This window comes from Acetobacter orientalis (assembly GCF_000963965.1).
GTDB classification, from domain to species: Bacteria; Pseudomonadota; Alphaproteobacteria; order Acetobacterales; family Acetobacteraceae; genus Acetobacter; species Acetobacter orientalis.
Map to the genome: position 1 here is coordinate 1 of NZ_BAMX01000011.1, position 14,355 is coordinate 14,355.

The 14,355-nt window shown below is 55.9% G+C and carries 13 protein-coding genes; 11 read left to right on the plus strand and 2 right to left on the minus strand.

All coding sequences use genetic code 11. The features are described from left to right. On the minus strand, positions 1-607 hold a 607-nt coding region (locus Abor_RS13100; protein WP_048840707.1), incomplete at its 3' end, for a zinc-ribbon domain-containing protein. 271 nt (positions 608-878) lie between these two features. Here Abor_RS13100 and Abor_RS04755 point away from each other — a divergent pair. Genes Abor_RS04755 through Abor_RS04765 form a run of 3 tightly spaced genes read left to right on the plus strand, consistent with a single transcriptional unit; the run spans position 879 to position 3,123 of the window. After that, a complete protein-coding gene (locus Abor_RS04755; RefSeq protein ID WP_048840708.1) occupies positions 879-1,550 on the plus strand; it encodes a cell division ATP-binding protein FtsE in 672 nt (223 codons plus the stop codon). Between the two features lie 2 nt (positions 1,551-1,552). Next, positions 1,553-2,512: a cell division protein FtsX gene (locus Abor_RS04760; protein WP_048840709.1), complete on the plus strand. Its 960-nt coding sequence runs from the start codon at positions 1,553-1,555 to the stop codon at positions 2,510-2,512. A 53-nt stretch (positions 2,513-2,565) separates the two neighbouring features. Then, on the plus strand, positions 2,566-3,123 hold the full coding sequence (locus tag Abor_RS04765) for a YdcF family protein (protein WP_048840718.1): 558 nt from the start codon (positions 2,566-2,568) through the stop codon (positions 3,121-3,123). A gap of 44 nt (positions 3,124-3,167) precedes the next feature. Here the strand turns inward: Abor_RS04765 and fghA are convergent, their stop codons facing one another. After that, a complete protein-coding gene (gene fghA / locus Abor_RS04770) occupies positions 3,168-4,034 on the minus strand; it encodes an S-formylglutathione hydrolase (protein WP_048840710.1) in 867 nt (288 codons plus the stop codon). Between the two features lie 295 nt (positions 4,035-4,329). Between fghA and Abor_RS04775 the strand changes: the two genes are divergently transcribed. The 8 genes from Abor_RS04775 to Abor_RS04810 all read left to right on the plus strand — a co-directional run bounded on the left by Abor_RS04775 (position 4,330) and on the right by Abor_RS04810 (position 14,294). Continuing rightward, positions 4,330-5,205 carry a bestrophin family protein gene (locus Abor_RS04775; protein ID WP_048840711.1) on the plus strand — a complete coding sequence of 292 codons (876 nt, stop codon included), beginning with the start codon at positions 4,330-4,332 and terminating at the stop codon, positions 5,203-5,205. 81 nt (positions 5,206-5,286) lie between these two features. Continuing rightward, a complete protein-coding gene (locus Abor_RS04780) occupies positions 5,287-5,877 on the plus strand; it encodes a CarD family transcriptional regulator (protein WP_048840712.1) in 591 nt (196 codons plus the stop codon). A 132-nt stretch (positions 5,878-6,009) separates the two neighbouring features. Then, positions 6,010-7,644, plus strand: a complete 1,635-nt coding sequence (locus Abor_RS04785; protein ID WP_048840713.1) for a tetratricopeptide repeat protein — start codon at positions 6,010-6,012, stop codon at positions 7,642-7,644. A 196-nt stretch (positions 7,645-7,840) separates the two neighbouring features. Next, on the plus strand, positions 7,841-9,379 hold the full coding sequence (gpmI, locus tag Abor_RS04790; RefSeq protein WP_048840714.1) for a 2,3-bisphosphoglycerate-independent phosphoglycerate mutase: 1,539 nt from the start codon (positions 7,841-7,843) through the stop codon (positions 9,377-9,379). Beyond that, complete coding sequence (locus Abor_RS04795; RefSeq protein ID WP_048840715.1) at positions 9,380-10,957, plus strand: murein hydrolase activator EnvC family protein; 1,578 nt, start codon at positions 9,380-9,382, stop codon at positions 10,955-10,957. A gap of 173 nt (positions 10,958-11,130) precedes the next feature. After that, positions 11,131-12,573, plus strand: a complete 1,443-nt coding sequence (locus Abor_RS04800) for a S41 family peptidase (protein ID WP_048840716.1) — start codon at positions 11,131-11,133, stop codon at positions 12,571-12,573. A gap of 24 nt (positions 12,574-12,597) precedes the next feature. Beyond that, the gene (locus tag Abor_RS04805; RefSeq protein WP_048840717.1) at positions 12,598-13,716 is read left to right on the plus strand and encodes a divergent polysaccharide deacetylase family protein; all 1,119 of its coding nucleotides are present in this window, start codon (positions 12,598-12,600) and stop codon (positions 13,714-13,716) included. Between the two features lie 77 nt (positions 13,717-13,793). Next, the gene (locus tag Abor_RS04810; protein WP_048840719.1) at positions 13,794-14,294 is read left to right on the plus strand and encodes an RNA pyrophosphohydrolase; all 501 of its coding nucleotides are present in this window, start codon (positions 13,794-13,796) and stop codon (positions 14,292-14,294) included. The last annotated feature ends 61 nt before the right edge of the window (positions 14,295-14,355 follow it).

A 14,355-nucleotide genomic window follows, 5' to 3' on the forward strand; every position in this document is an offset into this window, starting at 1 on the left:
GCTCTGGCTCTGGCTCTGGCTCTGGCTCTGGCTCTGGCTCTGGCGCGTGTTCGCTTTCCACAACGGTAGCAAGGTCTTTTTGCACGGGGTTTACGCCATGCTCGCTTTTTTCTTCACTGGCGGCGTGTGGTTCTGCCTCAGCCGCTTCTTCTAATACTGCACCTTCAGGTTCTAAGTGTGCCTCACCCTCCGGCCGCGCGGCTTCAGCCACCACTGGGGATACAGAGATCTCTGCTGTTGAAGGCGTGGTAGAGAGGGCTACGTCTTGTTCAGGCTGGGTCTCTTCTGGCTCATCAAAGGCAGTGTGTGGTTCTGCCTTAGCCACCACTGCAGGTGCAGGTGCAGGTGCAGGTGCAGGTGCAGGTAGCGTCTCGCGTCCAAATTCTTGCGGCGCAACAGGTTTTGCTTCTTGTGCCAGTTGTGGTGCAACCCCGTTGCCCACTGCTGGCGCGACCGGTGCAAGATCAGGCGCGGGAGTTGGGTGTTCTGGCTGGGCATGGATATGCCATTTCGTACCGCAGGCAGAGCATTTGAGTGTTTGCCGTTTGGCAAGCAACGCAGCAGGCACCTGATAGGCAACACCACATGAGGGGCAGACAATTCTCATCAAGCACTCTCTTCAACATCCACAGCCTGCCTGCTTGGTGGCAGGCTAAACCGTTGTGAACCAGAACCGCGTGGTGGCTCAAGCCTTATGCACGGGCCACACCACAAAACAGCCCACGCCAGATCGTTTAGGTGTGCTTGTAACATAAACATATAGACCCATACCAATAGGGCTTATTATCGACAGCCGGGCCAGCTCTCAGCTAGAGTTGTCTTATGTTGCATGACACCTCCCCCCTACTGGCCCCCACTCCCACTGCGGTGCTGCACACATGATAAATTTGCACAACGTGTTTTGGTACAGAGACCCCAAGCGGAGTAAACCCGTGCTCTCCAACCTGAGCTTTAGCGTACCACAAGGGGGGTTTCGCTGGCTTTTGGGGCCATCTGGCGCGGGCAAAAGCAGCCTGCTTAACCTGCTGCACGTTGAAAGCCTGCCCGCACGCGGCACGTTAGAAATTCTCGACCAGCACATTACAGGCAACAGCCCACGCGCCACCCTTATGCGCCTGCGGCAACGAATCGGCATGGTGCACCAGAACTATCGCCTTATGCCCGCCCTTTCGGTGGCAGATAATGTAGCCCTGCCCCTGCGCCTACAGCACCGCCCAGAAAGCGAAATTGAAGACGAAGTTTACGCCATTCTCAAATGGGTAGGCTTAGGTGAGCGCCTTAACGTGCCCGCCGCCAACCTGTCTGGGGGCGAGCAGCAACGCACCGCTATTGCCCGCGCCATTGTGCACCGCCCCGGCCTTATTTTGGCAGATGAACCCACAAACGCATTAGAAGAACCCCAAGCCCACAAACTGCTCGATTTGTTTGACGAACTCAGCACCATGGGCACAACCGTTATTGTTGCCACGCATAACGAGGCCCTCATTCGCCGTTTGCCCCGCCCCTCTCTGTACCTAGAGCGTGGCCACCTTATGCGTGAGGGAGAGTAACCATGACGCTCCCATTTTCTGGTCGCAAAGATGGCCTGTCTCTTTCCGAAGCCCTGCCAGACAGAAGCCTGTTTATTCTTGTCGCTATGATGAGCTTTTTGGCAGCCCTTACTCTAACCGGGGCAACAGGGGCCCGCACCCTTTCTGCCCGCTGGGCAGGCGGTGCCGCACAGTTACTGACCATTCAAGTCTCAGAGCCAGACCAACCCGCCCCGCAACAGGTTGGTGCGCCCACGACTACGCAGCAAGCTCCGCAAACCCGCGCACAAGCGGTGTTGGCATACCTAGCCAACCTGCCAGAGGGCACGCACACGCACCAAATGAGCAAAGAGGAACTCGCGCATCTCCTCACCCCATGGCTAGGTGAGAGTAATAAAACGGCGCTGCCTCTACCCGCCGTTATAGAAGTACGTTTGCCAGAAGGGGCAGAAGTACCACCAACACTTGAGCAAACCCTTAATACCCGCATACCCGGCACGGTTGTTGAGCATAATGCAGAATGGAGCAGCCGCCTGCGTGCCCTAGCCGCCAGCCTGTTAGCCTGTGCAGCTTTGGCCTTAGCCACCGTTGGCGGCATTGCCACCATGATAACCGCCTTAGCCACCCGCACGGGCCTTGCCACCCGGCGCGATATTATTGAAATTCTGCACGGCCTTGGCGCGAGCGATAGTTATATTGCAGGCCGCTTTGCAGGGCGCACCGGCATTCTTGCCCTAGGCGGCGGCCTTGTTGGCACCATACTGGCTATAGCCCCGCTCGTGCTACTTTTTAGAATGGCAGCCCCCTTTGCGGTTTCTTCGCTCCAAAGCACAGCGGCTACCATGCCAGACTGGCGCACCCTGCCCAGTATGCTGCCAACAGACCTGCTTATAAGCCTTATCGCCTTACCTTTTGCCGCAGCATTCATTGGCTGGGCAACCACACAAACCATGGTACGCCTGTGGTTACGCCGCCTACCATGAGCCCCCGTACACAAGTCCCGCAGCCTAGCCCACGCAAAAAAGCAGGCTTACTTATTATCTTACTACGTTGCGGCTTTTTATGTGGGCTTTTGCTTTGCCTAGGGTTTTGCTGGTTCGTGTACGATGCCTTGCAACCCGCACAGCCCCACCCACACACAGATGGCATTGTGGCACTTACTGGCGGGCAAGGCCGTATAGAAGCCTCTTTGCGGCTTTTAAGCCAAAACCAAGGTGATAAACTGCTTATCTCTGGCGTTGCCCCACAAACGGGCAGCAAAGCACTTTTGCCCCCTATGCCCGCAGAGCTTAAAAACCGTATAACCCTTGGCTACCAAGCCCGCTCTACCATAGAAAACGCGGCCGAAACCGCCGCTTGGGTGGCAGACAACCATATTTACACGCTTACTGTTGTAACCGCAGGCTACCATATGCGCCGCGCCATGCTGGAACTTGGGCGCACCCTGCCGGGTGTAACGCTTTACCCCTACCCCGTTAAACCACCGGCCCTTACGCGGCCCCTTACGCGGGTAACCTTACGGGTACTGCTTACAGAATATAGTAAGTGGCTTGGGGCACTGGCCGGGTTTGTGCACAACCCTTCGCACAGTTAAACACCGCATAAAACAACACAGAGCACGTGTTTGGTGCACATAGTTTATGCACCACCGCCTGTCAGTAAACGCGCATGGTGGCGTATATGCTCTGCGGCAAAACTTTGCACAAACCAGTAAGAATGGTCGTACCCTGCGTGTTCTCGTAAGGTCAGGGGTTGCTGGGCCTTGTGTGCTGCATCACGCAAATGCCACGGCTGGAGTTCGCGCTCTAAAAACTGGTCTGCCAAGCCTTGGTCAACCAAAATGGGGTTGGGGTGGCGGTATCCATCTTGCAGCAGGCACACGGCATCGTAAGCACGCCACGCCTGTTTGTCTGGCCCAAGGTAGTTGGCAAAAGCCTTTTGCCCCCACGGCACAGCCGTAGGGTGCACAATAGGCGCAAAAGCCGAGACAGATTTCCAAACCTGCGGCGCCCGCAACCCATGCACCAACGCACCATGCCCCCCCATTGAGTGGCCCATAATACCCCGCCGTGTACCATCTAGGGCAAAGTGGGCCTCTACTAACGCCGGGAGCTCTTGCGTTATATAGCGGCCCATACGGTAATGGCTGCTCCAAGGCGCTATGGTCGCATCAAGGTAAAAACCGGCTCCGGTGCCAAAATCCCAGTCCGTGTCTTCCCCCTCAATGCCTGCCCCACGGGGTGATGTATCTGTGGCCACAAGGGCTACCCCTAAGCGGGCTGCCTCTTGCAAGGCATGGGCTTTAATAAAAAACGTTTCTTCTGTGCAGGTTAGGCCTGCAAGCACATACACCACTGGCACCGGGGCGTTAGCAGCCGCATTGGGGGGCATAAACACCGCAAAACGGGCCTCTAACCCCAATGCGGCAGACTGATGTGTATAAAACCCAACCCGGCCACCATGGCACACACTCTCAGAACGCACGGTAAAAGGTGGGGCTGCCATTGGGTTTCTCTCCGTCATTTGCCGGGTCATACAGTGTCAGAGTGCTGGGGGCATGCCTATGCTTTTGTCGTGCAATTTCACGTTTCTTTCACGCCTACCCCATAGAAAAAGCGTGAGAAATAAGACTAATATGCACCACAGGCATGGTTGGAATGCAAAAACAGAGGTAACATCTTGCCTTGCGCCCCACAGCACTACCCAAGGCCTACCACGGGGCAACTCTCTGCAACCCTGGCAGTTAACAGAACCACGCGTATAGAAATTTAGAACAAAGATAGTAACGGAGACTGTTTGGATGATCGTTGACCAACGGGTCGGCTTACGCATTATCGGTAAAGAAATTCTAGGCGTTATCCTACTTATGGCCGCGTGGGATTTTGCAGTGGTCATCCTGTTTCAGGTGTTCCACCAAGAATGGATGGAACAGCCAAGCCTGCCCACCTCTCTTATTGGCTCGGCACTGGCGCTGTTCATGGGGTTTCGGAGCAACAGCGCTTATGCCCGCTGGTGGGAAGCCCGCACCCTGTGGGGGGCCACAACCAACAACTGCCGCTCTTTAGGCCGCCAAATTGGCACTCTACTCGGCGACAGGCCAGACCTTATGCTGGCAACTGCAGCCTACCCCCACGCCCTGCGGGGGGCCTTGGGCAATATTGATGTTTCAGAAGACGTAAACCGCCTTTTACCGCCAGAAATGGCCAAAGCCATTGTTGGCTGGCGCAACCAGCCCAACGCTATTTTGTACCAAATTGGTCTGGGTGTAAGCGCAGAAGTTGCCAAAAAAGGCATAGATGGCGCGGTACATGGGCAGATTGACCGTATTCTCTCAGACCTTGCCAACGCGCAAGGCGGGCTTGAGCGTATTCGTAACACACCTTTGCCCATGCAGTTTTCTGCCCTGCCGCGTACTTTGGTGAATATTTTTTGTATCGTTCTGCCGCTGTCTATGGTGCAAACGCTGGAATGGATCACCCCGCTCGGGTCATCTTTGGTGGGCATGCTCTTTCTGGTGCTCGACAAAAGTGCAGCAGACCTGCAAGAACCTTTTGCCAGCACCCCCCACGCCCTGCCTATGGCCACAATGGCCCGCACGATTGAAATTGACGTGGTGCAAGCAACCGGCCTGCCAACCCCACCACCCACAACAGTGGTAAACGGCATTCAAAGTTAAGAAAAAGCGCTTGAAAAACCACACCGGTCTGTTTTGCATGACGCAAGACAGACCGGCGTTTTTGTGCTATACACCTTAGTTATGAGCACATTCAGAACCACCCCTAAAGGCGGCGTAACCGACGCAATGGCCCGTACCGCCGCAGCGACAACCGCTGCTCAGGCCAAAACCAAGGTCAGAGATGACGACCCCTTCCAAGAAGGGGATGCTATTGTTTACGCAGCCCATGGCGTTGGCCGCGTAGACCGCATTGGTGTTGATGAAATTGCTGGCACCAAGCTGGAAGTCATCCAGATTTCCTTCCCCGGCAACCAGATGACCCTGCGTATCCCGTTAATGAAGGCCCGTAAGGCTGGCCTCCGCAAAATCGTATCACGCGAAATTGTAGACAAAGCCATGGCCATTATTAAAGGCAAGCCGCACGTCAGCAAAGGCATGTGGGCACGCCGGGCTGTAGCCTACCAAGAAAAAATCAACTCTGGTGATCTGGTGCAGATCGCAGAAGTGCTGCGCGACCTGCGCCGTAACGTTGATAGCCTTGATGGCAGCTTTAGCGAGCGCAAACTGTTTGAAGCCGCACAAGAACGCTTTGTGGCAGAAGTTGCCGTGCTTGAGAAAAAAGACCCGGCAGATGTTCTGACCTCCCTGACCGAAGTCATGAAAGCCGCCTGAAGCCTCACTTCAGCGCTCTCTGTGTATTCTCAAAAAGCCCGACTAGCCTGCGTAAAGGCCATGTCGGGCTTTTTTGTTTTTACGGGCCAATAAAACGTTTCCGAATCATGACGTAAAATTTATATATAGGGTATGACTGTTCATGCCCAAGCCCCCACCCGCCCAGACCAAACCTTTCTGCGTCGCGCATGGGCTGAGGCCAAACTGGGCCATTACAGTGCCACATTGCAGGCCCTTACACCCTACCAACCCAACAATACCGACCAGATAGACCTACTACGCGCCACCTGCTTAGCTGCCACAGGCCGCATAAAAGAAGCAGCCAGCCTGTTTTGCGCCCTTGCCAGCAAGGCCCCGACAGAGCAGCACCCCCTGCATATGCTAGCAGACCTGCTTATCCCGCAAGAACGCCGCCATGACCTGCTACCAGTCTGCCGTGCCGCTTTAAAATTAACCCCGCAAGATGCCCGCCTTTACGACCTGTTGGGTGATATCTTGCTGCAACTTGGCCAGTACGATGCCGGTATAGAAAACCTGCGCCACTCTGTTACCTTACGGCCCGACAATAGTACGTCTCTCAACCTACTGGCCATGGCACTGTATGAGCGCGGTAAAAGCGATGAAGCCTTAGCGCTTCTTAACAACACCCTCACCACCACCCCAGACCACGCAGGCACCCTTTCTAATATTGGCTGCATTCTCTCAGGCCTTGGCCGCTTGCAAGAGGCTCTTACTTTTTACAACAAAGCCATTCACCTCTACCCAGACCATGCACAAATTCGGCTTAACCACTCAATAGCCCTGCTTAAAGCCGGGCGTTACGCCCAAGGCTGGCGCGAGCATGAATGGCGGCTACAGCTACCCGGCCATACCAGCCTACCGCCCACAACCCTTATGCCAACACTCAGCCACAGCACCGGCCCCCAAGCCAATTTGCATGGCAAGCGCATTCTCATCACACAAGAAGAAGGCTTGGGTGATACCCTTATGTACCTGCGCTACATAGAACCATTGGCACAACGTGGCGCTATTACCCATTTATGGGTGCCCCAAACGCTGGGGGCTTTATGCCGTAGGGTTAGAGGGGCCGCCTTTGTACAAGTCGGTGGCAGTGTGCCAGAGTTTGACTGGCACTGCCCTTTTATTAGCCTACCCCGCGTTTTTAGCGCGACCTCTTACGGTATGGGGGCGGCAGTGCCTTACCTTAAAGCCAGCGCGCGAAAGGTTAAGGCGTTTGCCAAATTGGTACCGCAAAACGATAAGCTGAATGTTGGGTTGGTGTGGGGTGGTGCCCCCCGCCCCAATACCGTTGGCCCCCACATGACAGACCGTAAACGCTCTATGCCGCTGGCTACCTTGGCCCCGTTGGCAAAACTGGCCGGGCTTAACCTCATTAGCCTGCAAAAAGGCCCCTACGCGCACGATTCTGCCCCCCCTCCGGCAGGCATGACCCTGCTAGACCCCACACCACACCTACACACACTAGACGATACAGCAGCCCTGCTTATGTCGATCGATGTTTTGGTGTCGGTCGATACATCCTGTGTGCATCTGGCCGGGGGGTTAGGCAGGCCCGTTATTTTACTTGACCGGTTTGATAACTGCTGGCGCTGGCTACACGGCACCCCAAACAGCCCATGGTACCCCACTTTGCGCATTATACGCCAAACCGAACCCCGCCAGTGGGGCCCTGTTATTGCGCAATTATGCCAAGCGCTCACGGCTATGGCCCACCATAAAAAAGACCGCACCCGTACGGCTAGCTAACTGCTGTTAGCCCCCCCCCCTCTCTGGCCCCTGCCCGGTAGAGTGTTGCCACGTTAGCGCAACAGTTGCGTAAGCTATAGCGGCACCCACGCACCACACGCACACAGGCCAAAACATATTTGCTGTGGGTTCGGGCTTGGTGCGGCACGGTGTTTAATGGCATGTTAGGGCTATAAACATAAGAAGGCACATCATAATGAATGCACCCACTGCCCCCACCCCGCGCCGCCCGGTCATGCTGGTTATTATGGACGGTTTTGGCTGGCGCGAAGAAAACGCCGACAACGCCGTACAGCAGGCCCACACCCCAACGTTTGATACGTTGTGGGCTAACGGCCCACGCAGCTTTTTGCGTACCTGCGGCGAAGATGTTGGCCTACCAGAAGGGCAGATGGGTAATTCTGAGGTCGGGCACCTTAACATTGGGGCCGGGCGCGTGGTTATGCAGGAGCTACCGCGCATTTTTACCGCCCTGCAAAATGGTGCGGTCGCAAACAGCCCTATTATGCAAGCCTTTTTGGCAACGCTTAAAAAAACCGGCGGCACCTGCCACCTTATGGGCCTTGTCTCGCCCGGTGGTGTGCACTCCCACCAAGACCACGCCGTGGCGCTGGCCCATATTGTGGCAAAGGCAGGCATACCAGTTGCCTTTCATGCCTTTACAGATGGGCGCGATACGCCGCCTCGCTCCGCCCCAGAGTTTTTGAAAAAACTTGAGGCAGACCTGCCCGCTGGTGCAAAAATTGCCACTGTTTCTGGCCGCTATTACGCCATGGATCGTGACAACCGGTGGGAGCGCGTAGAAAAAGCCTATAACGCCTTAACCATAGCCCAAGGCCCCAGCGCACCCACCGCACAAACCGTGATAACAGACGCTTATGCGGCTGATATTTCAGACGAATTTATTCTGCCCACCGTGCTAGACGGCTATACCGGCATGCACGATGGAGACGGCATTTTATGCTTTAATTTCCGGGCAGACCGTATCCGCCAACTGCTAGATGCCTTGGTTGAACCCGACTTTACTGGCTTTGCTCGCAACCGTGTTGTCTCTTTTGCCACTGTGCTGGGCATGACCCACTATAGCGATACACTGGTTGAGCGCATTTCTATTCTTTTCCCACCAGAAGAGCTTAAAAACATTCTGGGCGAGGTTGTGGCACACGCAGGCCTGAAACAACTCCGCATGGCCGAAACAGAAAAATACCCTCACGTCACCTACTTCCTTAACGGTGGGCGTGAAATGTTGTTTGAAGGAGAAGACCGCATTCTGGTGCCCTCTCCCAAAGTCGCCACCTACGACCTCCAACCCGAAATGTCTGCCCCAGAGCTAACAGACAAAGCCGTAGCCGCCATTGAAAGTGGCACCTACGACCTTATTGTGCTCAACTTTGCCAACCCAGACATGGTGGGCCATACCGGCGTACTTAAAGCCGCCATTAAAGCCGTTGAAACAGTAGATACCGGGGTAGGCCGCATTGTGCAGGCCCTAAAAAAACAAAACGGCGTGCTTCTGGCCACAGCAGACCACGGCAACTGCGAAACTATGAAAGACCCGCAAACAGGTATTGCCCACACCGCCCATACCTTAAACGAGGTTCCTTTGGTGGCCTTTAACCTTGGTGGGCGTAAACTCCGCAACGGCCGCTTGGCAGATCTGGCGCCAACCTTGTTAGACCTTATGGGCCTGAGCAAACCGGCAGACATGACCGGCACAACCCTGTTAACAGACTGAATGACCCAAGCCAGCCCTTTAGCCGTTACACGCCCCTTGGCCCCTGCGCACGCCGCACGGCAAAAGGGCTGGCCATTTTTTTTACTGGCAAGCAGTGTGGTTGCATTATGTGGCGGCACTGCACATGCCGCCCAACACCACAAAAAAACGGCCCGCAGCACACCACACGCCCACACAACCGAGCATACGGCTACACACCGCCACGCGGCACCGCATAGCCCAACTCTAACAACGCCAGCCAGTAACAACAGCAGTAAAGCCCGCTCTCAAACCGCAGCAGAGCGGCAAGCCGAGCAATCTGTGCAACATGCACGAGACGCCCTGCAAACCACCCAAGCCCAACGAGACGCCGTAAACCGCCAAAAAGCAGCACAAGCCGCAGCAGTTGAGGCCTCTCGTGCTAAAAACGAGGCCGCACAGGCTATGGCAGCCCAAAAAGCGGCTACCGCCACGGCCCTTTCAGCCGCTACGGTCACGGCCACATCGCAGCTCCAAAGCACAGAACAACAAATTTCCGACCTCGATACCCGCGTTGCAGATATCCGAAGCGAGCAAGCCAGCCTGCGTGCCGCCCTGCAAGAAGGCGGCAAAGCCCTAGCGCCTGTGCTGCCTTTGGCAGAGCGCCTCTCGCTTTACCCTTCAGACACCCTACTCGCTGCCCCCGTACCGCAAGGTGAGGCCGTAACGGGGTTTCTGGTTTTAAAAGGGCTTTCCCGAGAACTTGAGCGCAAAGCCGAAGAAATGCGTACCCGGCAGGAAAAACTTAGCGCGTTAGACACAGAATTAAGCACCCACCTTACCCAGCTTGGCAGCCTACAACACACCCAAGCCCTCCAGCGCGACAACGTGCGCCAACAAGCCCTTAAAGCCAAAGACGCCCAAAGGCAGGCCAACCTTGCCGCAAAAACAGCCGCACAACGCCTGCAAGAGGCCACAAGCAAAGCGGCCAGCCTACAAGATGCCGTAGCCCGCCTAGATAGCTTACAAGCCGATGCAGAGGCCGCGTTACAAAAAGAGATTGCCGCCGCCGAGCGCGCCCACCAAACCGCCCGAGATGAAGCCGCACGCCGCGCGGCCGCCGCACGCGCAGAGGCCGCACGCCGTAAAATGGCAGCCCTGCAAAACACCGCTGGCCCCGGCCTAAGCACCCACGGTGCAGCCAACAGTGCTGGCAACACACACAGCAGCACACAGCAAGATAACGATACAGCGGTGGGCAACGGCCCAAGCTCTGGCGTGCGGCCTGTTGCAGGCCGGCTGGTTTCAACATGGGGGGCACAAACAGAAACTGGCCCAGCCTCTGGCTTAACATACAGCACGCCACCCGCTGCCAGCGTACGCACCCCCTGCTCTGGCCGCGTAGACTTTGCCGGTGCCTTTCGTACCTACGGGCAAATGGTCATTTTAAACTGTGGGCAACATTACCGTTTTATCATGGCTGGGTTGGGCGGCTTAGATGTTGAAACCGGCCAAAGCCTGACAAAAGGCGCACCCATTGGCCATATGGGGGCATCTGGCACCCTGTTTATTCAGCTCCGCCGAGGGCAAAAAGCCATCAACCCGGCACCTTTCTTATAAGATAAACCCGCCAGACAGTTTTCCTGCACGCCAGAACCCGCTAACCTGCACCGCCGCATGCTGAGCAGGATCGGAACTGGCATGGTTTGCCACGCCCACATTGGGCCGTACTGCAAAGACTGCTACAGAATACGACCGCCCGGGCCACGCCCGACGACAGGAGACGAGATCGCATGAAGTTTCGCACAGGCCTGATGCTCGGTGCCACGTTTATGGTTAGCCTTGCCGTTGCCTCCCACTCTGGCGCATTGTCAGGCTCCAGCTTCCTTGCATCCCCTGCGCGGGCGGCCCAAACGCCAGATGCGTCACCCACAACCAACCACGCAGAAACCTACCGCCTGCTAACCCTGTTTGGTACGGTGCTCGACCTTGTACGCGCAGACTACGTTGAACCCGTGTCTGACAAAGACCTGATCACCAATGCCCTCAACGGCATGCTCACCGGTCTAGACCCCCACAGCTCCTACATGACTGAAAAACAGTACGCAGACATGATGGTGCAGATGAAAGGCGAGTTCGGCGGCCTTGGTCTGGAACTGCAACAGCAAGACGGGCATATTCGTGTTGTCTCCCCCGTTGATGGCACACCGGGCTTTAGAGCTGGCATTAAACCGGGTGACTACATTATTGCGGTAGATGGCCACCCCGTTGATGGCACCCCGCTTGATGAAGCCGTCAAAAAAATGCGCGGCAAGCCCAACACCAAAATTACGCTTACCCTTGTGCGCGAAAAAACGCCCAAGCCAATAGTGCTCACCCTCACGCGTGAGATCATTCATATCGAGGTCATTAAATCTGCCCTCTATGACCGTATTGGCTATATTCGCATTGCCCAGTTTAACGAAGAAACCGAAAAAGGCCTGCTCAAAGCCTATAACCAGCTTAAGCAACAGGCTGGCGGTAAATTGGCAGGCCTTGTGCTTGACCTGCGCAGCGACCCCGGCGGGCTGCTCAACCAAGCCATTGAAGTCTCTTCCAGCTTTATTCGCTCGGGCGAAATTGTTTCAACCCGTGCCCGCCACCCCAAAGACAGCCAACGCTGGGACGCACACGGCACAGACATTACCGATGGCCTGCCCTTGGTTGTGCTGATTAACGGTGGCTCTGCCTCCGCGTCTGAAATTGTGTCTGGCGCATTGCAAGACCATAAACGCGCTATCCTGATCGGTACCCGCTCCTTTGGTAAAGGCTCGGTGCAGTCCATCATTCCTATTCCCGGCAATGGGGCTGTGCGCCTTACAACGGCGCGCTACTACACACCATCAGGCCGCTCCATTCAAGCGCTGGGCATTACGCCAGACATTACGGTTAAAGAAACCCGAGAAGACCCCGGCTTTAGCCTGCACGAAGCCGACCTTGAGCATATTTTGAAAAACCAAGGCGGCAACCAAACCAAAGCCACCCCACGCACAGACCTGCCCGCCATTGCCAAAGACATACCCAGCGAGCCACCAGCAAACTGGCCGCAGTTTGACTACACAAAACCTAAAACAGACTTCCAACTGCAAGAAGGCCTGCGCGTCGTACGCTCCATGGCTGGCCTGCCAGCACAAGACCCCGCAGCAGCCCTGCCACCGGCCAAACCGGTGGAAAAGGACACGCCCAAAAAACCTTGAGCCTGTTGTGATAGGAAAACACCCATGAACAGCGTCTCCCACACCGCATCTCTTGTCTGGCAGCGCATGCCACCTTCTGGGCGGCTTTTTGTGCGCTTTTGGGGCGGCTGTGTTGTTGCCGTTGGTGTTATGGGTGTTGGCCTACAGCTTATGGGGCCACCCAAAATGGGCGGGCAGGATATTGATGTCGCAAGTTACGACACAACACTTGCCGGCAAGACCGATATTCCCGCCCCACAAGCCGACCTTTTGGAAAACACCGCTGGCCCCGGTGGGTATGCCCTGCCCAAGCGCGGTACACACGGGCACGTAGCCCGGCAGGTTTATGCCGCACCGGTGGTTGATGTCCCCGCGGGCAGCGCGCAGGTCGCTCTTATTCTTACTGGCGTAGGTGACTCTCACGCAGTCACAGAAGAAGCCCTAAGCGCACTCCCCAGCCCCATTTCTCTGGCTCTTTCCCCCTACACGCCAGACATGAAAAAACTGCTGGAACTAGCGCGCGCCAATAAGCACGAGACCCTGCTGGCCCTGCCCGTCCAACCAAGCCAGGCACCAGCTAAAACAGATAGCACCCCAGAGGTACAAGCTGGCCCAAAAGCCTTAAGCAGCAGCCTAAGTGCCAAGCAAAACACCGCCAACTATCAATGGGCACTGTCCAGCTTGGCGGGGTATGTCGGTGTTACCAATGCCACCACAGGCACCAGCACTGAAGACTACACCCACTCAGCCGCCTTTACCCCCATTTTAACAGATATTGCACAGCGCGGCCTGCTATACCTTAACGCGACCCCCGACACAGCCATTCAGAACACAGAAGCCACCGGCACAGCCGACGTAAACATCAATACCGATGCCGATATTGTAAATATTGATATTCAACTGCTCAAACTCCAGCAGGCTGCCCGCCGTACTGGCCGTGCCATTGGCGTTATGGGGCCATTACGCCCCGTAGCCTTAGCCTGCTTACGGGCTTGGATCCCGCATTTAAAAGATGTCGGCATTACCTTAGTACCAGTTAGTATGCTTCTGGCCCCGCTTCCGGCAGCACCACCAACAGCTAACACCGCCCCTGCGGGTAACGCAGCGGCCAATGGGGCTATGCACGTTAACCTAACCAACCCCAACGCGGGCAAACGCCAATAAACTGGCCCCCATTTGTGCGCCAGTACCGGGCGCTACGCTCTCTGGCCTCTTTTTACCTGCATGTAAGACACGCCTTCATGACTCCTGAAACCTTACAAAACCTACCCTACCGCCCCAATGTCGGGGCGCTCATTTTTCGGGCTGATGGCAAAGTGCTTATTGCACGCCGTACAGATATGCCCGGCGTTGGCGGCCCGTTAACTGAGGGCGTATGGCAATGCCCCCAAGGCGGCATAGATGGTACAGAAACCCCACACGATGCCGTATTGCGTGAAGCACGCGAAGAAATAGGCACAGACAAACTGCATATTACCGGGGAATACCCAGAATGGATTGCCTACGACCTGCCCCCCAACCTGATAGGCAAAGCATTGGGTGGCAAATTTAGAGGCCAAACCCAAAAATGGTTCACCCTCGCCTTTACCGGCACCGACGCAGATATAAATCTAAACCAACAAACCCCACCCGAGTTTGACGCCTTCCAATGGGTAGAACTCGCAACACTCCCCGCCCTGAATGTTGGCTTTAAAAAACCAGTGTACGAAAAACTGGTAGACTATTTCATGCACAATCGCTGACCCCTCCGGCCAGCCACCAACGCAACGCAACGCAACGCAACGCAACGCAACGCAACGCAAC